The organism is Streptomyces sp. TE5632 (genome assembly GCF_054061295.1).
The window spans coordinates 1,031,679-1,051,577 of the sequence record NZ_JBSSEA010000003.1 but is presented as its reverse complement, the minus strand read 5'-3'; the positions used below and the strand labels follow the sequence as shown (position 1 = coordinate 1,051,577).

The 19,899-nt window shown below is 70.4% G+C and carries 17 protein-coding genes and 3 pseudogenes; 14 read left to right on the top strand and 6 right to left on the bottom strand.

From position 1 onward, the window contains the following. Window positions 1-39: 39 nt before the first annotated feature. The gene (locus ACVW19_RS09975) at window positions 40-255 is read right to left on the bottom strand and encodes a DUF397 domain-containing protein (protein ID WP_457458498.1); all 216 of its coding nucleotides are present in this window, start codon (window positions 253-255) and stop codon (window positions 40-42) included. Then, window positions 224-1,063, bottom strand: coding sequence for a helix-turn-helix domain-containing protein (locus tag ACVW19_RS09970; RefSeq protein WP_457458496.1), 840 nt, complete (start codon window positions 1,061-1,063; stop codon window positions 224-226). Before ACVW19_RS09970 ends, ACVW19_RS09975 begins: the two co-directional genes overlap by 32 nt. Window positions 1,064-1,146: 83 nt before the next feature. Between ACVW19_RS09970 and ACVW19_RS09965 the strand changes: the two genes are divergently transcribed. The 4 genes from ACVW19_RS09965 to ACVW19_RS09950 all read left to right on the top strand — a co-directional run bounded on the left by ACVW19_RS09965 (window position 1,147) and on the right by ACVW19_RS09950 (window position 3,335). Next, complete coding sequence (locus ACVW19_RS09965; protein ID WP_457458495.1) at window positions 1,147-1,590, top strand: ATP-binding protein; 444 nt, start codon at window positions 1,147-1,149, stop codon at window positions 1,588-1,590. 226 nt (window positions 1,591-1,816) lie between these two features. Continuing rightward, complete coding sequence (locus ACVW19_RS09960) at window positions 1,817-2,416, top strand: type IV toxin-antitoxin system AbiEi family antitoxin domain-containing protein (RefSeq protein ID WP_457458493.1); 600 nt, start codon at window positions 1,817-1,819, stop codon at window positions 2,414-2,416. Continuing rightward, window positions 2,413-2,772, top strand: coding sequence for a nucleotidyl transferase AbiEii/AbiGii toxin family protein (locus ACVW19_RS09955; protein ID WP_457458491.1), 360 nt, complete (start codon window positions 2,413-2,415; stop codon window positions 2,770-2,772). Before ACVW19_RS09960 ends, ACVW19_RS09955 begins: the two co-directional genes overlap by 4 nt. After that, window positions 2,763-3,335, top strand: a complete 573-nt coding sequence (locus tag ACVW19_RS09950) for a nucleotidyl transferase AbiEii/AbiGii toxin family protein (RefSeq protein ID WP_457458490.1) — start codon at window positions 2,763-2,765, stop codon at window positions 3,333-3,335. The genes ACVW19_RS09955 and ACVW19_RS09950 overlap by 10 nt, the downstream gene beginning before the upstream one ends. Before the next feature lie 5 nt (window positions 3,336-3,340). Here the strand turns inward: ACVW19_RS09950 and ACVW19_RS09945 are convergent, their stop codons facing one another. Continuing rightward, the gene (locus tag ACVW19_RS09945; protein ID WP_457458488.1) at window positions 3,341-4,912 is read right to left on the bottom strand and encodes a S8 family peptidase; all 1,572 of its coding nucleotides are present in this window, start codon (window positions 4,910-4,912) and stop codon (window positions 3,341-3,343) included. A 382-nt stretch (window positions 4,913-5,294) separates the two neighbouring features. Here ACVW19_RS09945 and ACVW19_RS09940 point away from each other — a divergent pair. Next, window positions 5,295-5,891: pseudogene (locus ACVW19_RS09940) on the top strand (TetR/AcrR family transcriptional regulator). A gap of 21 nt (window positions 5,892-5,912) precedes the next feature. Here the strand turns inward: ACVW19_RS09940 and ACVW19_RS09935 are convergent. Beyond that, a pseudogene (locus tag ACVW19_RS09935) lies at window positions 5,913-6,164 on the bottom strand (SMP-30/gluconolactonase/LRE family protein); the annotation flags it as partial. Here ACVW19_RS09935 and ACVW19_RS09930 point away from each other — a divergent pair. The 3 genes and pseudogenes from ACVW19_RS09930 to ACVW19_RS09920 form a co-directional block, all read left to right on the top strand. Next, window positions 6,162-7,322 (top strand): annotated as a pseudogene (locus ACVW19_RS09930) (flavin-containing monooxygenase); the annotation flags it as partial. The pseudogenes ACVW19_RS09935 and ACVW19_RS09930 sit on opposite strands and share 3 nt — an antisense overlap. 397 nt (window positions 7,323-7,719) lie before the next feature. Next, window positions 7,720-8,223 (top strand): hypothetical protein, encoded by a 504-nt coding sequence (locus ACVW19_RS09925; RefSeq protein WP_457458486.1) that lies wholly within the window; start codon window positions 7,720-7,722, stop codon window positions 8,221-8,223. 207 nt (window positions 8,224-8,430) lie between these two features. After that, window positions 8,431-8,967 (top strand): hypothetical protein, encoded by a 537-nt coding sequence (locus ACVW19_RS09920; protein ID WP_457458484.1) that lies wholly within the window; start codon window positions 8,431-8,433, stop codon window positions 8,965-8,967. A gap of 70 nt (window positions 8,968-9,037) precedes the next feature. Here ACVW19_RS09920 and ACVW19_RS09915 read toward each other — a convergent pair whose 3' ends face one another. After that, a complete protein-coding gene (locus ACVW19_RS09915; protein WP_457458482.1) occupies window positions 9,038-9,859 on the bottom strand; it encodes a serine hydrolase domain-containing protein in 822 nt (273 codons plus the stop codon). A gap of 18 nt (window positions 9,860-9,877) precedes the next feature. Continuing rightward, on the bottom strand, window positions 9,878-10,345 hold the full coding sequence (locus tag ACVW19_RS09910; RefSeq protein ID WP_457458480.1) for a GNAT family N-acetyltransferase: 468 nt from the start codon (window positions 10,343-10,345) through the stop codon (window positions 9,878-9,880). 96 nt (window positions 10,346-10,441) lie between these two features. Here ACVW19_RS09910 and ACVW19_RS09905 point away from each other — a divergent pair, with 96 nt between their 5' ends. The 6 genes from ACVW19_RS09905 (at window position 10,442) to ACVW19_RS09880 (ending at window position 19,857) form a co-directional block, all read left to right on the top strand. Then, on the top strand, window positions 10,442-10,921 hold the full coding sequence (locus tag ACVW19_RS09905; RefSeq protein ID WP_457458478.1) for a MerR family transcriptional regulator: 480 nt from the start codon (window positions 10,442-10,444) through the stop codon (window positions 10,919-10,921). Window positions 10,922-11,134: 213 nt separating this feature from the next. After that, entirely contained in the window at window positions 11,135-12,121 is a 987-nt protein-coding gene (locus ACVW19_RS09900) for a hypothetical protein (protein WP_457464519.1), read from the top strand. Between the two features lie 43 nt (window positions 12,122-12,164). Then, entirely contained in the window at window positions 12,165-14,048 is a 1,884-nt protein-coding gene (locus tag ACVW19_RS09895; RefSeq protein ID WP_457458476.1) for an HSP90 family protein, read from the top strand. A 2-nt stretch (window positions 14,049-14,050) separates the two neighbouring features. Further along, window positions 14,051-17,005, top strand: coding sequence for a hypothetical protein (locus ACVW19_RS09890; protein WP_457458475.1), 2,955 nt, complete (start codon window positions 14,051-14,053; stop codon window positions 17,003-17,005). A gap of 756 nt (window positions 17,006-17,761) precedes the next feature. Beyond that, the gene (locus ACVW19_RS09885; protein ID WP_457458473.1) at window positions 17,762-18,205 is read left to right on the top strand and encodes a hypothetical protein; all 444 of its coding nucleotides are present in this window, start codon (window positions 17,762-17,764) and stop codon (window positions 18,203-18,205) included. Window positions 18,206-18,750: 545 nt separating this feature from the next. Continuing rightward, on the top strand, window positions 18,751-19,857 hold the full coding sequence (locus ACVW19_RS09880) for a matrixin family metalloprotease (RefSeq protein ID WP_457458471.1): 1,107 nt from the start codon (window positions 18,751-18,753) through the stop codon (window positions 19,855-19,857). Window positions 19,858-19,899 lie beyond the last annotated feature (42 nt).

The following is a 19,899-nucleotide window of genomic DNA, read 5'->3' as shown; positions in this document are numbered from 1 at the left end:
ACAGCGTGACGCTGCCCGGCCACGCTTCAGAGGGGATGTTCAGACGCGCCGTGTCGGCCGGCGCAGGCCACCGACGAACGCCTGCCAGGCAGAGACGCCGACGGTGACGACCGGACCGGACGGCTTCTTGCTGTCGCGCACCGGGACGGCACCGTCGAGGCAGCCGTCAGCCACCTCGACGCAATCGCCGCCGTTGCTTCCGCTATAGCTGGACTTACGCCACTCAACGTTCCTCGGTGCGGTGCTGGGTCGCATAGCGTTCCTCCATCACGCGGGTGATCAGTCTCGCCGAGTCCTCGGGGGAGAGGGCTGAGGCTTGCAGGCGAGCGTAACCGACCGAGCGCTCCTTGATCACGTCCGGATTAGCGGTCATATGGCCTTGGTCATAGCCGTCCATGTAGAACAGGTCAGGGTTGTCATCGAACCTCAGCAGGTTGAACGACCCCATCATTCCGGTGTGTTGGCCTGTAAGGAAGGGAAGGATCTGGACCTGTACCCACGGATTGTCTTCGAAGGACAACAGGTGTGCCAGTTGCCGACGCATGACGTCGCGCCCACCGATGTCTCGGAGCAGAGCGGCTTCGTCCAGGATGACCCAGAGTGCGGGTGGCTGGTCACGCTTGAGGATGCGCTGGCGTTCCATTCGGGCCGCCACCATTTCGTCTACCTTGCTGCGGTCTTCGACGCTGAACACTGCCCGTGCGTACTCCTCTGTCTGTAGCAGCCCGTACACCAACTGCGCCTGGTAGGTGGAGATGTACGCCGCCTTCGCCTCCATCTCCGCGTACGGCTGGAACCACGTGGGCAGTTGGCTGCGCAGGACCAGGCCGATCAGGCGGGAGAACAAGCCGTCGGTGCCGAGGGCGGCGTCCACGCGCTCGGAGAAGTCGCGGGTGGGGATCTTCTTCGTGGTCTCGATCTGACAGATCAACGAACCCGTGCAGAAGATGATTTCGCCGAGTTGGCCCTGCTTGAGGCCGTGGGCCTCGCGCTGGCGGCGCAGTTCCCAGCCGTAGTAGTCGAGCGGGGACGCGGTGGGATCGAGCGTCTGGATGTTGGCCACGGTGGCGCCTCCGGCCTGAAACGCCTCTCGGCGTTGATTTCGGTGCGTAGTCGAGCGTATGCGGTGCGTCGCATTCTGGTGAGGTGAATCAGACAACTGGTCCGCGTGCGGCGGACTTCGAGACGCACTACCGGGCCGAGTTCGCGTTGGGCGAGCACTCGGTCCGGCATCTGCGCCGCATCCTGCGGGTCTACCTCAAGGGTTCGGGCCTGTTGGAGGTGGCCGAGGCGGCCGAACTCGCGGTGTCGGAACTCCTCGCCAACGTCATCCGGCACGTACCCGGCCGCCGTTGCGGCATCTGCTTCCTGCTGCAGCCCGGCGGCGTGCGGGTGGAGGTCTCCGACAGGTGTCCGCGACTGCCCGTTCCGGGGGCGGGGGACACGCTTGCCGAGGGTGGGCGCGGGCTGCTGCTCGTCGAGGCGGTGACCGACCGGTGGGGTGTGACGCCGCATCCCGCCGGCGGCGGCAAGACCGTGTGGTTCGAGTGCGGTCGCAGTCCCGCACCCCGACCGGCACCGCGCCCGTGAAGGGGTGTGGCGGCGGTGCAGAAGACCCCGCAGCGAGATCTTCCAGTCGGGGGTGCCGGGCCGAGAGCGGTAAGCCTGCTTCGGTGAGGGGTGCCCGGGGTGGATTCCGGTGTCGGCAGTCGGGCTCTTGGTGGGCGCATGACTCAAAGAAAACTTTAGTTTTGTGCGCAGCTGTGCAGGAAACTCAAGTATTCTTTGAGTTTCATGCACAACCAAGGGTGGCGATGTGTCCGAAGACCGTGTGGGCAGGCGCTCTGCCCTCTGGCGGACCGCGGCCGGTCAGCGCGGCTATTTCACTGCCGCGCAGGCGGTGGACGCCGGGTATTCCCACCAGGCTCAGCACTACCACGCTCAGCACGGCAACTGGCTGGTGGTCGACCGGGCGCTCTACCGTTTGCCGGAGTTCTCCGACCTTCCGAGTGAGGGTGACGAACAACTGGTGTGCTGGTCGCTGTGGAGCAAGGGGAGGGCTGTGGTCTCCCATGCCACCGCCCTCGCGGCCCACGACCTCGGCACGGCGAACCCGTCCCGTATCCACCTCACTGTGCCGCGTGGCTTCCGGCAGAAGTCGGACGCGGTGATTCTGCACCGAGCCGAACTCACGCAGCCGGACGTCGAGGACCGGATGGGGTACCGGGTGACGACACCGCTGCGCGCCATCGCCGAGTGCGCGGCAGCGGGTGAGGACCAGGATGTCCTGGACGGGGCGGTGAGTGAGGCGCTGGAACGAGGGATGGTGTCCCGCCGAAGGCTGCTCCATGCCGCCCAACTGCTGGGTCCGCGAGCGGAACTGGGCGTGGAGCGGGCGTTGGAGGCGATGTCGTGACCGGCCGCTACCGTGACGCCGCCGACTTGCGTCGCGCCCTGGAAACCCGGCTGAAGCAGGAAGCCGACAGGTCCGGAACCGATCTGGCCCGCAGACGGCGGCTCGTCGTCTTCGACCGCATGGCGGCGCGCCTCGCGGAGGACCGGGCAAGCGGCTGGATCCTCAAGGGCGGCGCGGCCATGGAGTTCCGGCTCACCGGACGCGCTCGTACGACGAAGGACCTGGATCTGGCGCTGAGGCCCGAGGACGGCTCCGATACGGACGGGAGCGAGGTGCGCGAGCTGCTGATCGACGCTCTGCGACCGACCTGGACCGGGACGGGTTCCGCTTCCGGGTCGGACCGGCCGTGTCGCTGACGGCGGACACGGCCGGGCGGGGCGGCTGGCGGTTCTCCGTCGAGTCCCGTCTCGCGGGCAAGGTGTTCGCGGGCGTCAGGGTGGACGTCGTGGACCGGGGAGAGGAGATCGCCCGGACGGAATTCCTCCCGCTGCCCAACACCCTCCAGTTCGCAGGGACCCCGCAGCGTGCGATCGAGACCGTTGACCGCCGACAGCACTTCGCGGAAAAGTTGCACGCTTTCACCCGCGACTACGGTGACCGTCCCAACACACGGGTCAAGGATCTGGTGGACCTTGTACTGCTGGCCGAGGACGGCTTGCCGGGCGACGCGACTCTCGTGCAAGTCGTACGGCACGTCTTCGCCGTACGCAGCACGCACGAGGTTCCGAGCGAGCTTGCGGACCAACCGCCCCGATGGCGGGACAGCTACCCCGATCTGGCCCGGGAGCTGGCTACCGAAGCCCCGCCGACGCTCGACGCCGCACTCGGACTGGTACGGGGATTGTGGGCAGCGGCCCTCGCCGACAGAGGCCCCGCCCCCGGCACGGTGGACCGTGCCGGGGGCGGGGGAGGAGGGTAGGGGGGTCAGAACGTCAGGCCCCAGCTGTTGATGTAGCCGGTGTCGCCGGAGTAGCTGTCCGTGACCCGGAGCTTCCACGTGCCGTTGGCCGTCTCCGAGGAGGCGTTCACGGTGTAGGTGGTGTTGATGTTGTCCGTGGAGCCGCCGGTGCCCACCGACTTGAGGGTGTAGACCGAGCCGTCGGGCGCGACCAGCTGGACCGTCAGGTCACCTATGTAGGTGTGGACGATGTTCACCGGCACCTGCAGGGCCGACGGGGCGTTGCCGGAGACGCCGGTGACGGTGATCGGGGACTCGACGGTCGACCGGTCGCTGATCGTGTAGTCCGAGGAGTTGGTGAAGGTCTTGCCGGGCGGCGGAGGGGTGGTGCCGCCGCTGCCGACGTACAGCAGGCGGTTCGGGGAACCGGTGCCCGGGTTCGTGACGGCGCCGGAGACGGAGCCCGCGACCAGCGCGGAGGCGACCTGCGCGGGGGTGGCGGACCGGTTGTCCGCGAGGTACAGCGCCGCGGCGCCCGCGACGTGCGGGGTGGCCATCGAGGTGCCGGAGATGGAGTTGGTGGCGCTGTCGCCGGTGTGCCAGGCGGAGGTGATGGACGAGCCCGGGGCGAAGATGTCCAGGTTCGAGCCGTAGTTGGAGTAGCTGGCGCGGGCATCCGTGCTGGTGGTGGCGCCGACGGTGATCGCCTCGGACACACGGGCCGGTGAACCGGTGGCCGTGGTCGACTCGTTGCCCGCGGCGACGGCGAAGGTGACGCCGGCGGAGATGGCGTTGCGCACCGCGGTGTCCAGGGTGGCGCTGGCGCCGCCGCCGAGCGACATGTTGGCGACGGCCGGCAGGACCGCGTTGGCGGCGACCCAGTCGACGCCCTTGATCACACCGGCGGTGGTGCCGGAGCCGTTGTTGTCGAGGACCCGGACGCCGACGATGGAGGCCTTCTTGGCGACGCCGTGGGCGCTGCCCGCGACGGTGCCGGCGACGTGGGTGCCGTGGCCGTTGCCGTCCTGGGCGACGTTGTCGTTGTCGACGGCGTCGTAGCCGTTGCGGGCGCGGCCGCCGAAGTCGCTGTGGGAGATGCGCACACCGGTGTCGATGATGTAGGCGGTGACGCCCTGGCCGGCCGTGTCGTCGTACGTGTAGGAGCTGTTCAGCGGCAGCGCGGTCTGGTCGATGCGGTCCAGGCCCCAGGACGGCGGGTTGGTCTGCGTCGCCTGGGTGGTGACGGTGCGGTTCTGCTCGACCAGTGCGACCGACGGGTCGGCGGCCAGCTTGGCGGCCTCGGCCTCGGTGGCCTCGACGGTGTAGCCGTTGACGGCCTCGCGGAAGGTGTGCTCGACCTCGGCGCCGTACTTCTTCGCGACGCCCTTGCCCTGGGCGGAACCGGCCTCGGTGGCCGGCTTGAGGGTGACGATGTAGCTGTCCTCGACCGCGTTCGGCGCGTCCGCGTAGGCGATCGTCCCGACGGGCTCGGCGGCGCTCGCGGGGAGAGCGGTGAAGAGACCACCGGTGAGAGCGGCCGCGGCGACGGAGCAGATTCCTACGAGCGTTCTCCGCTTGGTGTTTCGCATCACTGCCATCTGGGGGTTCCTTCTCGACAGGTGGTGAGTCGGGTGGGGGGGGCACACGAAGCGAACGCCTGGACCGGTTCTTCCTCCGGACAGGAGTGAGTCAGGTACATGCCAAACCCGGGCGCTGTGTCCGTGTCTGCTTTTCCCTGTCGCCAGCCGAAAGATTGAAGGGTCTACGCGGATTGCACAAGAGGCTCCAGCGTGTCTTAACTTGCGTGCCACAAGCAGGGGCTGACACAAGGTCACCAAACGCCCCAGATGCGTTGGGTAAACGAGATCACTGTCACAGTGGGCCTCGCGGAATCGTGCCGATGTCTTCCGGCGGCCCCTGTGATGTCAAGCCTGCGCCTGGACCGGCGGGGTCGGGCGGGTGGTGTCGTACCCTGCCCGGATGACGCAGCATCCCGTGCCGGACCAGCGGCGGCGGCCCGCGAACGACGGGCCCAAGGCCGCCGCCCGCAACCGCGCGGCGCTGATCACCGCCGCCCGGGAGATCTACGCCGAGCACGGCCTGGACGCCCCGCTGTCCGCGATCGCGCGGCGCGCCGGGGTCGGGCAGGGCGTCCTGTAACGGCACTTTCCCGACCGGGCCGCCGTGACGACCGCGGTGCTGGAGGAGAACGTCCGGCAGGTCGAGCAGGCGGCCGCCGCCGAGGACGCGACCTTCGCCGACGTACTCGGTGTGCTGACCTGGCATCTGACGGAGTCGGCGGCGTTCATCGGCCTCCTGCACGCCGACGAGGTGGCCGGCGGCTCCGGTGTCCGCGCGCACGCCCTGGGCCTGTCCCGGCGGGTCGAACGCGCCCTGCGCGCCCACCTGCCGGGCGGCGGCCATCGGCTGAGCGCCGCGAACGACCTCGGGATCGCCGTCGCCATGGTCTCCGGTGCCGTCACCGGCCCCTCCCGCGAGGAGCGGGAGCGCAGGGCGCTCGCGGCCTGGCGGCTCCTCGGCGTCGAGGTGGGGCCGGTGCGGCCCTTCGAGCGGTGAGGGCGCAGGAGTCGGGTGCGGTCAGCCGCCGTTGGACTGCCGGGTGCCTTCCGCCAACGCGTCGAAGGTGTACAGGTATCCACCGGCGGGTCCGCTGACGGTCATGTACGCCTTGGTCCCGCCGGGCGTGATCGCCACGTTCGTCGCCGACTCCAGGCCCGCGGCGGCGCGGGCGGGCACCTCGACCGTCGCCAGACGCTCACCGTGCCGGTCGTACACGACCATCGCGGGCCGGACGTGCAGCCCCTGACAGAGGTTGCCGTCCGAGTCCACACCTCGCGGTGGGACTACGCCTACACCGGAGGCACCCCGGGCGGCGGCATGACCGGCCTCGCGGGCAAGCGGGTGGGCGTCGTCGGCACCGGCGCCACCGGCATCCAGGTCATCCCGATGCTGGCCGAGGACGCCGGACACGTCCACGTGTTCCAGCGCACCCCCTCCACCGTGGACGTGCGCGCCAACCGCCGTACCACCGCCCGGGACGTCGGCGCCGACCGCGAGGGCTGGGCGCACGAGCGCCGGGAGAACTACCTCCGCATCGTCTCCGGTGAACCGGCCGACCAGGACCTGGTGGCGGACCGCTGGACCGAGTCGGCCGGCCTCCTGGAGAAGCTCCTGCCGAGCTTCCGCCGCCAGGGCGACCGGGAGGCGTTCGAAGCCGCCTACGAGGTCGCCGACGCCGCCAAGATGAACGAACTCCGGGCCCGTGTCGAGCAGACCGTCACCGACCCGGACACGGCGGAGAGGCTCAAGCCCTGGTACCGGTACGCCTGCAAGCGCCCGACCTTCTCCGACCAGTACTACGACGCCTTCAACCGTGACAACGTCACCCTGGTCGACACCTCGGACACCCACGGCATCGAGCGCGTCACCGAGCACGGCGTCGTCGTGGGCGGCACCACCTACGAACTCGACTGCCTGATCTTCGCCACGGGCTTCTCCGTCGGCACCTCCGGCATCCTCTCCGGCAGGCTCCCCGTCCACGGCCGGGGCGGCACCCAGCTCCTGCACGCCTGGGCGAGCCGGGGCCCGCGCACCCTGCACGGCTTCACCAGCAACGGCTTCCCGAACCTGATCCAGATGGGCTCGCCGCAGAACGCCAGCAGCGTCAACTTCACCCACGTCCTGGACGAACAGGCCGTCCACGCCGCCGCCCTCGTCGCGGCCGCCGAAGCCGAGGGCGCCCTCGTCGAACCGTCGCGCGAGGCCGAGGACGCCTGGCTCGCCGCCCTGGCGAAGGACGCCCCCGACCACGAGTGGTTCCACGCGGAGTGCACCCCCGGCTACTACAACCGCGAAGGCCGAGGCCGTCCCAACGGCCCCACCGCCTACCCCCACGGTGCCCACGCCTTCCACCGACTCCTGAAGCGCTGGCGCGAGGACTCGATGAGCGAGATCCTCCAGCCGAGGACACCGGCCCGGGACCGGTAGACCGACTCCGGCGAGGACGCCCGGCGCGGATTCCGGCGCCGCCGACCGGGCTCCTGACGGTCGCGCAGCTCAAAGGAAGCTTCAGTTCTGTGCGCAGCATCGTCCTGGAACTCAAAGTCCCGCCCCACTGCGGGTGCGGACGTGGATGTCTTGCCGAAAAGCGTGAGCAGTCAGCAGGCAAGTGTCACGTAGGGGCTCAAATGAGCGCCATGGGGACAACAGTGGCCAAAGTGCTCACGCTTTTACGTGGGTATGCCACCTCCGGGGACGGCACCTCCCCAGAGCTCCTCCTGTTCGCGCTCCTGTCCGGGCGCGGGCGGACCAGAGGCGCGCCATGATGCCGAGAAGGCCGGAAGCAAGGTCGTCTTCGACGGCTGCCTCACCATAGGCTCCTGCAATGTCCTCTCTCCACACGCTGCGCCCCGCGTCATGGGGCGCAGCACTCCTCGTCACGGCACTGCTCACCGGATGCTCGGACAGTGAGAGTTCCCCTCCTGACGCAAGGCCTGATTCTCCCGCGGCGGAGAGCAGCGCCTCACATGCTCCGGCGCCCCCCAGAGCCAGCCCGGAACCGTCACCGGTCATCAGCTATCAGGGGAAGACGAAGATCGTCACGCTCGGCAACGCGGAGGTCCGGGCCACCGTCGAGGAGACCGGTGTCAATGTCACCTGCAACATCACCAACACCATCGACAAAACCCGCAACATAAACGTCAAGGTCAGTGTCGGCAACGGAACGGACTGGGTGACGACCAACAACTTCGCGTTCCAGGACGTAGCCCCGGGCCAGACAGCCTCGGAAACAACCGTCATGGGTGCGTCCTTCGAAGGTGTCCTGCCGGACGACCCGAGAATCCACATCGACTCCGTCACGTCCCACATACCTGAACCCGCCGAGTGAAAACTGATCACGGGTGTCCGTCCAGGGGGACCGCCCTCGTCGTGAATCCGGTTCACGGCGCCGAACGGGACCCTTGCGCCGGGTCGGGAGTTCGAGGACCTTCCTCAGCGGAGAAGGAGTTCGCGCACCTGCTGTGACGAGTGCTGTGGTGGTCGCTGCCGGAACCCGGTGGCGGCCTGGAGCGGTGCCTGTGGCAGGCTGCGGATCATGGGGTGGTCGTTCAAGGTGCACGGCGGTCTCGCGGCCGGGCTGGGCGCCGTTCTGCTGGTACTGGCCGGGCTCACCTGGCTGCCGGGAGTCCTGCCGCTGGCCACGGCGAAGGGGCCGCTGGCACTGGTCGCCTTCCTGTTCCTCCCGATCGTCATATCCGCTGTGGCGCGCCTCCTCCTGGCACGCGTGGACAAATCCTTGGCCTGGCAGGCCTTCCGGTGTCTTCCCGGCCGGGTGCAGGTGGGGCTTGCGGTAATGGTTCTGTCGGGGGTGGGGATGACGTTCCTCGGCAAGGGGCAGGAAGGGAACCTGCAGGCCGCCGAGGTGAAGGACGGGCGGTACTACGCCCTCGACACCACACCGTACGCACGCGGCACGGTCGAGCTCTCCCACGAGCAGTACCAGGTCGTCCTGGAGGCCGATCGGCGCGTCTGGATCACGGTCTCAGGCGTGCTCCTCGCCGGTGCCGCGTGCGCCGTCCTGGTGGCCGGTGAGCTGCGCCGGGCGGATCGTGGCGCCGCGTCGCCGAGGTAGAGGGTGGCGGGTCCCGTCGCACGGGGCGGCGGGACCGCGCCCTGGTGTCGCGGCGGTCGGTGCGGGGTTCTCAGCCGCGCAGTTCCGCCAGCACCGCGTCCGTGAAGGGCGGCCAGGCCTCGACGGCCCAGGGGCCGAAGGCGCGGTCGGTGAGGGCGGCGCAGGCCACCCCCGCGGTCGGGTCGATCCACAGGAACGTGCCCGACTGGCCGAAGTGGCCGAAGGCGCCCGGTGAGGACGAAGCTCCCGTCCAGTGGGGGGACTTGGAGTCGCGGATCTCGAAGCCGAGGCCCCAGTCGTTGGGGTTCTGGTGGCCGTAGCCCGGCAGGACGCCCTTGGTGCCCGGGTACTGGACCGTCATCGCCTCGGCGACGGTGCGCGGGTCGAGGAGGCGCGGGGTCTGGATCTCGGCGGCGAAGCGCAGGAGGTCGTCCACCGTGGAGACGGCGTCCTTCGCCGGGGAGCCCTCCAGCGACGTCGACGTCATCCCCAGCGGCTCCAGCACCGCCTGCCGCAGGTACTCGGCGAACGGGATCTCCGTCGCCTTCGTGATGTGGTCGCCCAGCTGATCGAACCCGACGTTCGAGTACAGGCGGCGCTCGCCGGGCGCGGAGGTCACCCGGTGCTCGTCGAAGGCGAGGCCCGAGGTGTGGGCGAGGAGGTGGCGGACCGTGGCGCCGGAGGGGCCGGCCGGCTCGTCCAGCTCGATCGCGCCCTCCTCGTACGCCACGAGCACCGCGTAGGCGGCGAGCGGCTTGGTGACCGAGGCGAGCGGGAAGCGGTCTCCGGCCGGTCCGTGGGTGCCCAGGACGGTGCCGTCCGCCCGGACGACACCCGCCGCGGCGGTGGGAACCGGCCAGTTCTCGATCAACGCGAGGCTCTTCAACGACATGCCGTCGAGCCTAAGCGCTCAGAGCCGCAGCTCCAGCAACGGGTCCGGCCTCCGCGTGAAGCCCAGGGAGGCGTACAACGGCTCGGCCTGCGGGGACGCGGTGAGGCGGACGCGGCGGGCGCCCCGCTCGCGGAACCACACGAGCAGCGCCTCCACGCAGGCGCGCGCATGACCCCGGCGGCGGGCGTCCGGGTCGGTGGCGACGCTGAACACGTAGCCGTCGATGCCGTACGGGTTGTGCGCGCCGCCGATGCGGTAGTCGATCGTGCCGGCCGCCAGCGTCGCCAACCCGCGCCGGTCCGGGTGGTCCACCACGAACGCCGCGAAGCTGCCGTCCGTCTCGGCCAGCCTGGCGCGCAGTACGGGCAGGGAGTCGGCGTGCCAGTCCGTGGAGGGCGAGGCGTGGGGCATCGAGTCGATCATCACCTGGCGCAGCCGCAGTACTTCCTCCGCGTCCTTGGGCACGGCGCGGCGTACGAGAGTCATGCCCGCCATGCTGTTCAGCCGGTGCGCCCGTCGTCCCGCCGTTTCTCACCGGTCGCGGTTGCCTGGAGCGCACTCCAGGGATCTAGCGTGGAGTGCATGACGGTGACGGAGACCATGGGTGAGAGTGCGGGGACCAGGGCCGACATCTGCGCCGGCCCACCGCAGGGCGAGCGGCGGCCGGACGGCCGGGACACGTACACGATCAGCGAGGTCGCCGCCCTGACCGGGCTGTCGGCCCACACTCTGCGCTGGTACGAGCGCATCGGCCTGATGCCGCACATCGACCGGTCGCACACCGGTCAGCGCCGCTACAGCAGCCGCGACCTCGACTGGCTGGCCCTCGTCGGCAAGCTCCGCCTGACCGGTATGCCGGTCGCGGACATGGTGCGGTACGCGGAACTGGTGCGGGAGGGCGACCACACCTACGGCGACCGCCTCGACCTGCTGACGGCGACCCGCGAGGACGTGCTCGCCCGGATCGCGGAACTCCAGGGCACCCTCGCCGTACTCGACCGGAAGATCAGCTTCTACGCGGACGCCGGGGGCGCCCCGGCGTCGGAGAGGTCCGGGCCATGACGACCGAGGGCAGGATCACGGCGGCGGCACCGGGCGCCCGATGGGCGAACACGGCGCGGACGTCCACGTCCGCCGGACGGGAGTAGTCCTCCCGGGGGGCGGCCCCGTGCCCCGACGGCCCCGTGAAGTGCCGGTGAAAAAGCCGTGGAAGCGATGTCGGTGGGGCCGCTTATGCTGCACCGGATGATCACGCGGGGCCAGGGAGGGCGCGGCATGTTCGGCAAGCTGTTCGGCAGGGGCGGGGAGAGTGCGGCGGGGGCGGATCCGTACGCCCTTCCCGTCCCGCGCAAGAAGAACGGGATGTACACGCTGCGCGCGCTCGGGGACGTGCGGGTGCTGGCGCTGGTGGAGGCGGCCGACGCGGGTGAGTGGGAGGCGGTGAAGGAGGCGCTGGCCCCCTTCGACCTCGGCCGCGACCACCACGTCCTCGGTGAACTGGCCGTGCTGGACGGTGTGGAGGAGTGGATCGGCCGCGCCGTCGAGGAGGACAAGGAGCACCGGGCGACGGCCCTGCTGATATCCGGGGCGCGCCACATCAGATGGGGCTGGGAGGCACGCACCAGCGCGCGGGCCGTGGACGTCACGCAGGAGCAGTGGCGGATCTTCCACGAGCGGCTGCGCACCGCCGAGGAGCACCTGTTCGAGGCCGCCGAGCTGCGGCCGGAGTGGGTCACGCCGTGGCGTCATCTCCTCACCTCCGGGCGCGGCATGTCTCTGGGCCGCGCCGTCAACGAGACCCGGCTGGACGCCGCCCTGCGCCGCGACCCGCTGGACCTGTCGAGCCACCTCGAGTGGGTGTCGCAGTTGCAGCCGCGCTGGGGCGGCGAGCAGGGGCAGGCCCTGGCGTTCGCCCGCGAGGCGTTCGCCGGCGCGCCCGACGGCCATCCTCTCGGCTGTGCGGTCGCCATGGCCCACATCGAGGACTGGGTGGAGTCGGACGAGTCCGAGTGCCTCGACACGCCCGAGATCCATGCGGAGTTGGCGGAGGCCGCCCGGCGCAGCATCCTGCACCCCGACTACGAGCGGCGCCCGGGCTGGCAGCACGACTTCAACATGTTCGCCATGGCCCTGTCGCTCGCCTCCGAGAGCACCGTCTGCCGGCGCGTGTTCCACGAGCTGGACGGCGCCCACACCACCTGGCCCTGGACCTACTTCGCGGAGCCCGAGAAGCAGTTCGCCCGCCGCCAGCGCCGCGCCTGAGCCCGCACCCGCCCCTCTCGAACTCCTCACCCCGGACTGCCCGATGACTCTGCCCGACACCGCCCCGAACCCGGCCGGCGCCGACCGCACCTTCCAGGTGGATCTGCGCGGCCTCGTCGACCTCCTCTCCCACCACCTCTACTCCAGCCCCCGCGTCTACCTGCGCGAACTGATGCAGAACGCGGTGGACGCGCTGACCGCCCGGCACGGCCTCGAACCGGCCGCCCCCGCCGACGCCTTCGGCATCCGCCTGTACGCCGACGGTTCGGTGGTACGCGTCGAGGACGACGGCGTCGGTCTCACCGAGGCCGACGTGCACACCTTCCTCGCCACGATCGGCCGCAGCAGCAAGCGCGCCATGGGGGTCCCCCCGGACGAGCCCATTCGAGGCTGGGGGAAGATCGTCGAGCAACGCGGCGACTTCATCGGCCAGTTCGGCATCGGCCTGCTCTCCTGCTTTTTGGTCGCGGACGAGATCCACGTATTGAGCCGGTCCGCCCGCACCCCCGACGCGCCCGCCGTGGAGTGGCGGGGGCGCGGCGACGGCAGCTACACCGTCCGTACCCTGCCCGCCTCCGCCCGCCCCCGGCCCGGCACCACCGTCACGCTGACGCCGCGCGCCGACGCGGCCGAGTGGACCCGTCCGGTCCAAGTGCAGTCCCTGGCAAGGCACTTCGGCTCCCTGCTGCGTCACCCGGTGACCTTCTCCGACGGCACGGACGGTCCGGGCGCGCCGGTCAACCCCGAGGCGGCGCCCTGGGCGCGTACGTACCCGACGCCGGGCGCCCGTTCCCGTGCGCTGGCCGCGTACGGCGAGGAGGTCTTCGGGTTCACGCCGCTGGACACCATCGAGCTGGACCTGCCGGTCGTGGGGCTGAAGGGCATCGCGTGCGTGCTGCCCGAGGCGGTGCCGGCCGGGCGCCGGCACGGGCACCGCGTGCACGTCAAGGGCATGCTGCTGTCCGAGCAGGCCGAGGAGATCCTGCCCGAGTGGGCGTTCTTCGTCCGCTGCGTCGTCGACGCCGAGAACCTGCGCCCGACGGCGTCCCGCGAGTCCCTGTACGAGGACGACACCCTCACCGCGGTCCGCGACGCCCTCGCCGAACGGCTGCGCGCGTGGATCGCCCGGGCCGCCGCCAGCGACCCCGACCTGCTCGCCCGCTTCCTCCAGGCCCACCACCTGGCCGTGAAGTCGCTCGCCGTGCACGACGACGAGATCCTGCGGATGCTGCTGCCCTGGCTGCCGTTCGAGACCACCGACGGACACACCACCCTCGACGAGTTCGCGCGCACCCACCGCACCGTGCTGGTGACGTCGAGCGTGGAGGAGTTCCGGCAGGTCGCGGCGATCGCCTCGGCGGCCGGGCTCGGCGTCGTCAACGGCGGCTACACCTACGACCGTGAACTGGTCCACCGGCTGCCCGAGATCAGGGCCGAGGTCACCGTCGCCGACCTCGACCCGGCGACCCTCACCGCGCACCTCGACCCCGTCGACCGGGAGACGGAACTGGCCGCCGCGGCCTACCTCGCCCTGGCCCGCGACGCCCTCGCCGTCTTCGACTGCGACGTGGCGCTGCGCACCTTCCAGCCCGCCTCCGCCCCCGCCCTCCTCGTCGACAGCCGCGAGGCCCGGCACGAGCGCACCCGCTCCCAGCTCGCCCGTGAGCAGGAGGGCGGCCTGTGGGGCGACATCCTCGGCGCCCTGCGCCAGGAGGCACCGCGGGCCCAGCTGATCCTCAACCAGCTCAACCCGCTGGTGCGCACCGCCGTCGCCATCGACGAGCCCGAACTGGCCCGCACCAGCGCCGAAGCCCTCTACGGGCAGGCCGCGCTGCTGTCCCGGCGTCCGCTCAGGCCCGCCGAATCGAGCCTCATCAACCGCTCCTTCCTCGACCTCCTCGCCCACGCCCTCCGCAAGGACAGCTGACGATGCCGACCACATCCCCTCCCCAGAACACAGACGAGCTGTACCAGGCACTCCGGGAGAACGACCGGCGCCCCTACGGCCGCACCCGCACCGTCACCGCCGAGGAACTCGTCGACGCCGCCGAGCAGTTCGCGGAGCCCGTCCCGCTGATCGACGCGCTGCTCGAACTCCAGGAGGCCTACACCTACGGCTCCGAACCCCGTAAGTCGCCCGTCGTCTTCGCCCGTCTGCTCACCCTCTTCGACGAGCAGCCGGACGTCTTCGACGAACGCCTGCGCCACCAGCTGTTCTGGCGGTTCAAGTGGGTCGCGGGCGCCCTGCGCGCGCTGCCCGAGATACCGCTGGCCAGCCTGCGCCAGTGGCTGACGGAGATGCGCGACCGCTACGAGAAGGCCGGCCTGGACCTCCAGCCCTACTACGGGCAGGCCTACCGGCTGGCCGTCCACCTCGGTGAGGACACCGCCCTCGCCTACGAGTTGTGGGCGGGCCGCTCCCGCTCCCGGCTCAGCGACTGCGAGGCCTGCGAGATCTGCGACCGTGCCCTGTACCACCTGGCGGCGGGCGACGACGAGCGGGCGCTGAGCACCTGGGAGCCCGTCCTGGCCGGCAAGGAGTCCTGCCAGGAGGAGCCGGCCCGCTCCGCCTCCTACGCACTGCTGCCCCTGCTGCGCACCGGCCGCACCGACCGGGCACGCGAACTGCACCTCGCAGGCTACCGCGGCTGCCGCCGCAACCCCTCGATGTCCGGGGAGGTCGGCCGGCACCTGGAGTTCTGCGCGCTGACCGGCAACGAGGCACGCGGCCTGGAACTGCTCGCCGAGAACCGGAACCTGTTCGACGAGGTGGACTCGCCGCAGGACCAGCTCGACTTCCTCACCGGTGTGGAGGTCCTCCTCCAGCGCGTCGAGGCCCTCGGCCACGGCGAACTGCCCGCCGCCGGGTTCCCGGGCCGCACCTGGACCGTGACCGGCCTGCGCGCCGAGGTGCGCGGCCGCGCCGCCGACCTCGCCGCCCGCTTCGACGACCGCAACGGGACCACCGCCCACACCGACCGCCGGAGCGCCCGCCTCGACCGGGCCCCGCTCCTCGACGCGCTGGAACTGACCCTGCGCACCCGCAGCCTCGACGACGTGACCCCGGCCGCACCGGCCGCCGCGTCGGCTTCCACCGCCCGTACGACCGCCGCCGTTCCCGAGTCGCTGACCGAACTCATTCTCCAGGCACGGTCGTTGGAAGAGGAAGCGCACCCGGACGCCCAAGCCTGCTGGGCGCGGCTGCGCACGCTCGTCGCCGCCCGCGACTACACGCACCCCGACGACCCGGCCGCGGGTCCGCTCCTGCGGCTGCGCGCGGACCTGCTGGCCGACGAGGCGAACTGGGCGGGTGACAAGGACGAGTTCGCCGACGCCGCCGCCCTCCACGAGGAGGCCGCGGGTCTGTACGACGACGCCGGACTGCCGGGTCACGCGGCACTCTCCCGCGCCTGCTCCCTGCTCGCCGCCGCCGAGATCCCCACGGAGGACGCCGACGGCCCCGAGGCGAAGGCCCAGGGGAAGACCGAGGCGCTGACCACCGCCCACACCTCCCTGGTCCGCCTGCACGAGGAGACGTCCGGTCTCACCCCGGGCCAGGAGGCCCGTCTGCTGCGGCTGCGGGCGACCGCGCTCGGCCTGCGCCTGCAGGCGTCGGGGAGCGAGGAGCACGTCGCGCCGCTCCTCGCCGAGGTGGACCTGCTGCACGCCTTCGCCACCCGGCACGACCTCGCCGGGCAGATCGCCAGGGCCCTGCTGCTGCGGGCCACCACATACGCCCTGTCCGGCGACCTGCCCACCGCGCTCACCGAGACCGACGGCCTCCTCGACCGGCTGAAGGAGCACGGCCCGGCCTGGCACCTGCCCCGCGTGCTCGCCCTGCGGGGCCGGCTCCACCTCGGCCTCCGGGACGCGCAGGCCGCGCACGCGGACCTGTCCGAGGGCCTGCGGCTGGCCGCCGACTGGCCGGCCGACGCGGTCGACACCGCCCGCCTGCACGCCGAACTGGCCGAGATCTGCATGCACCTGGGCCGCCCCGACGAGGCGCTGCGGCACCTGACGCGCTCGGCGGAGCTGGACCTGCGCCGCGGCCGCCGGACGGACGCGTTCTGCACCTACAGCAACGCGGCCCAGCTCAGCCTCGATCTGGGCCGCGTCGAGGACGCCATCGCGCTGCTCGACTCCCTGCTGGCCGAACCGGACGTCGCCGCCGGGGAGCTGGACGACCGGCTCGCCGCCCAGCTGCGCCTGACCCGCGCCCGCGCGCTGCACGCGGGGGACGACCTCAAGGCCGCCACCGCGGAGTTCGTCGCCCTCGCGGCCGAGTCGGCCGGCTGGGACGACGACCCGGGAAGCCACGCCATGATCGCCGCGGAGACGGCCGTACTCCTCGGCGAGTCCGGCGAGTTCGGCCAGGCCCGCAAGGCCGCCGACCAGGCACTCGCCGCCCACGCCCGGGCCCCGCGCTACGAGCACCTCAGCAACACCCTGCGCGAACTCGCCCGCCTCCAGGCCCAGCAGCAGGGACCCGACGGCCTGGCCGACGCCCGCGCCTTCCTCGCCGACGCCGGCCGGGTCGCCGACGAGGCCCGCGCCGCCGGGTACGAGGCCCACGGCCGCTCCCTGGACACCGCCCTGGCCTACGAGCACGGACGGGTCAACGCCTACGCCGGTGCCTACGAGGACGCCCTGACCGCCCTGGAGCAGGCCCTCACCCTGCTCGGCGAGCCGGGGCCGGAGCAGCACGCCGGCGAGTGGGCCGAGTGCGTCCGCCTCGCCGGTGCCGTGGAGGGCATCTACCTGGAACGTCCCGCCCCCGCCCTCACCCGCCTCGACGCGGCGCTCTCCCGCCTGACCGCCGCGGGCCACACCGAGGAGACCGAGCCGCTGACGGCCTTGGCGGCCCGGCTGCGCGACGAGGAGTGACACGGTGCACCCGGCGCCCGGGGGCCCTACGGGTCGACGAAACCCGTAGGGCCCCGGCCCGGCCGAACATCCGGCGTTTCAGCATCTTCAGCCGGTCGATGTCGCCCTCCACGGTGCCGGAACCATGTGGCAGGGACAGGCCGTTGCGGACGGCGTTGAAATCACGGCGGAGGCTTCGGGCGAAGGACGCCGGCGGGGCCAGGGTGTCCTGTCGGACGTCGGCGATCCAGCTCTCGAGGCGGTCGCCGTACCGGAGCTTCTTCGGCTCGGCGGAGGCCGACTCACCCGTCGGCGAGCATCACTGCCAGATCGGCGGCGGCCCGGCCAGGGGCGGACCCGGTGCCATGCGGTCGCAGCCTGCGCAGCGCATCCGTGAACCCGTTGGTCAGGCCGGTGGCAGCGGCGAGATCGGCCGGCAGACGGGATCCGGCGCGGCTGACGGCCCCGCAGCCGTCGGCCGAGACGACGAGCTCGGGACGCGGCCCGGTGGTGTGCGCGCAGAAAGCGCCTTCTGGCTGTGGTGACAGAAGCCCTCGACCAGCCTCGTCATTCCAGTTCGGGAGGCACTTTCGTGCTTCCGGTCAAGATCCGGACGCCGCCGCGAGTGAAACGCGGAGGTCAGGGCGCAGAGCGCGGAACTCGACGAGGGTTCACCTCGAACCGCCTGGAGCTTCCCGTGGCCGAAAATCGGCGGTAATCGCAACGTTGCCGATCGTATATTGTTCCGTTATGTGATCTCTGGATAGCGTTCACGCCGTGAATAACTTACTTATCAGGCGGGCTGTCGGAGTGGCGGGTTCGCTCGCTGCCGTCATGCTGTTCTCCATGCCGTCGGCATCGGCCGAGACCGACAGCGTTCCCGCGCCCATCGAGGCGGTCGAAGGCGACATCGAGATTCTCTACACCGACATCGAGATCCACGATGCGTACGGTCAGGGATCTTTTTACTTCAAGGACAACGGTGACGTCTTCACGGTGTGCGACACCAAAGCCGACGGTGCGGGTGTAATAGGCAAGCTGTGGTACAAGCCGATCGGTGGAGACTGGTACGTCGCGGCGTCGGAAGATGATGGTGGTGACGCCGGATGCGACAAGTTCGCTTCCGACGTCGGCCCCGTCGGCGACTACCAGATGAAGCTCTACTGGACCGGTGTCGGCTATCACAAGGAAATAGCCAAGAGCAGAGTTTTCAATGAATAGAGCCGATTCGCGTGGCGCGTCGGGCTGAGAGTCACGCAACGGGTCGCACTCCGAGGGAAAGCCGGGTGTGGTGAGGCGGCCAGGACCGGAGGGCCCGTGTCGGAAAGTTCGACACGGGCCCTCCGGTGCGATCTCTCGGTTTCGGGACAGTGGGGTGAGTGGGGGTGAATCCTTCTCGGTGACGTCTCGTGGCGGTCTGTGATCTCCGGTCGGGTGGTGGGGCCGTGTTCCAGCTGGAGCAGGAGGAGGGCGCCGCGAGCGATGCGGGTGATTGCGGCGGGGCGGGGCTGACCCGGCGCAGGGCCTTTCGGTGATCGCGGCCAGCGGCCGGGCGCCGGCCGGCACGCTCGCTGCGTCGGCGGCCACCAGCCCGAGCATGAGCACTCTGCCTGTTTCCGTGCCATTCCGGCGAGCTGGGCGAAGCTCGACCTGGCGAGGGGCCCTAATTTTTGTCCTGAACTCGTCATTTTTTGTGATGACGTGAAGGCTACGCTCCTCAAGATCTGTTCAAGTCCCGAACACGGGCGGATACTTGGGGGTGGAGAGTGGCTGGGAGAAACCCAGGACTCATAGGCAGAACGATCATGGCATTCACGCTTGCTGCTTCACTGTCAGCAGTCGCCGGCAGCGCGAATCCGGCCTCGGCGGCGCCGGATGTCTGTGAGCTTACGAAAGAGGAGCTGACCGTCCGCGACCTGCCCGCCGGCTCGTCCGTGATCAAGTGTGACGCGGTGGGGCGCGTGGTCACGTACGACGGCGCCGGAGTGACGGTGCCCCCGCCGGGTACCGCGGTGAGCGTCGACTCGCTCACCACCAGCGGTGAGTCGCACGGATTCACCATGGAGGTCGACGCCAACGGCATCGTCTCTTACGAGTTGACCGAGGCGGAGAGCGCGGACTCCTCCGTCGCGGGCTCCGACACCGCCGACTCGCTGACCCCGACCACGACGCCGGGGGACGTGACACTGGAGGCGGACGACACGGATGCCGACGCCTCCGACTCCAGCGAGGGTGCCGAGGTGGCGGCGGTGGACGCGGCCGGCTCTCCAGGCGCGTGCAGCGACGGGACGTACGCAACGAAAGACCTGAAAGAGTACGGCACCTACAACTGGTACATCGGCGACGGTGGCCTTCCCGCTGGAATGTCCCATAATGACGCCATATGGGTGTTCTATGACGCCCTCGACGCCATCACCGAGAGCTACAACAACTGTGGCTACAGCGACCAGGTCGACGCGCACAAGGCCAACTACCTGTCCAAGACGAGCTACGAGGCCGACATCAACACCAGCTCCCAGTGCACCGACCGCGATGGGCTGAGTACCTGGGACGCGGGAAACCTCAAGAACGGCGTTGTCGCGACCGCTTGCACCTGGTCCTGGCCCACGCCCGGCGTGAAGAACGACCTGCGGGAGGCCGATGTCCGGTTCAACACCCACGACTACGACTTCACGAACAAGGTGACCAGCAGTTGCTCGAACAAATACGACGTCCGCTCCGTCGGTACTCATGAGGCCGGGCACGTCTTCGGGCTGAAGGACATCTATGGCTCGCACAACAACCTCACGATGTTCGGCAGTTCGATCGAGTGCTCGACAAGGGCGAGGACCCTTGGCAAGGGCGATGTTCTCGGCCTCCGCAGCATCTACTGAGCCGGAGCTGATGCTCCGGGAGGAGGTATCCAGGTGAAAGCC

What these genes read in the sequence shown, in the direction of transcription:
- ACVW19_RS09890 (WP_457458475.1), top strand. Translation starts at nt 14,051, where the DNA reads ATGCCGACCACATCCCCTCCCCAGAACACAGACGAGCTGTACCAGGCA.
- ACVW19_RS09975 (WP_457458498.1), bottom strand. Translation starts at nt 255, where the DNA reads ATGCGACCCAGCACCGCACCGAGGAACGTTGAGTGGCGTAAGTCCAGC.
- ACVW19_RS09945 (WP_457458488.1), bottom strand. Translation starts at nt 4,912, where the DNA reads ATGGCAGTGATGCGAAACACCAAGCGGAGAACGCTCGTAGGAATCTGC.
- ACVW19_RS09900 (WP_457464519.1), top strand. Translation starts at nt 11,135, where the DNA reads ATGTTCGGCAAGCTGTTCGGCAGGGGCGGGGAGAGTGCGGCGGGGGCG.
- ACVW19_RS09905 (WP_457458478.1), top strand. Translation starts at nt 10,442, where the DNA reads ATGACGGTGACGGAGACCATGGGTGAGAGTGCGGGGACCAGGGCCGAC.
- ACVW19_RS09915 (WP_457458482.1), bottom strand. Translation starts at nt 9,859, where the DNA reads ATGTCGTTGAAGAGCCTCGCGTTGATCGAGAACTGGCCGGTTCCCACC.
- ACVW19_RS09925 (WP_457458486.1), top strand. Translation starts at nt 7,720, where the DNA reads ATGTCCTCTCTCCACACGCTGCGCCCCGCGTCATGGGGCGCAGCACTC.
- ACVW19_RS09895 (WP_457458476.1), top strand. Translation starts at nt 12,165, where the DNA reads ATGACTCTGCCCGACACCGCCCCGAACCCGGCCGGCGCCGACCGCACC.
- ACVW19_RS09910 (WP_457458480.1), bottom strand. Translation starts at nt 10,345, where the DNA reads ATGACTCTCGTACGCCGCGCCGTGCCCAAGGACGCGGAGGAAGTACTG.
- ACVW19_RS09920 (WP_457458484.1), top strand. Translation starts at nt 8,431, where the DNA reads ATGGGGTGGTCGTTCAAGGTGCACGGCGGTCTCGCGGCCGGGCTGGGC.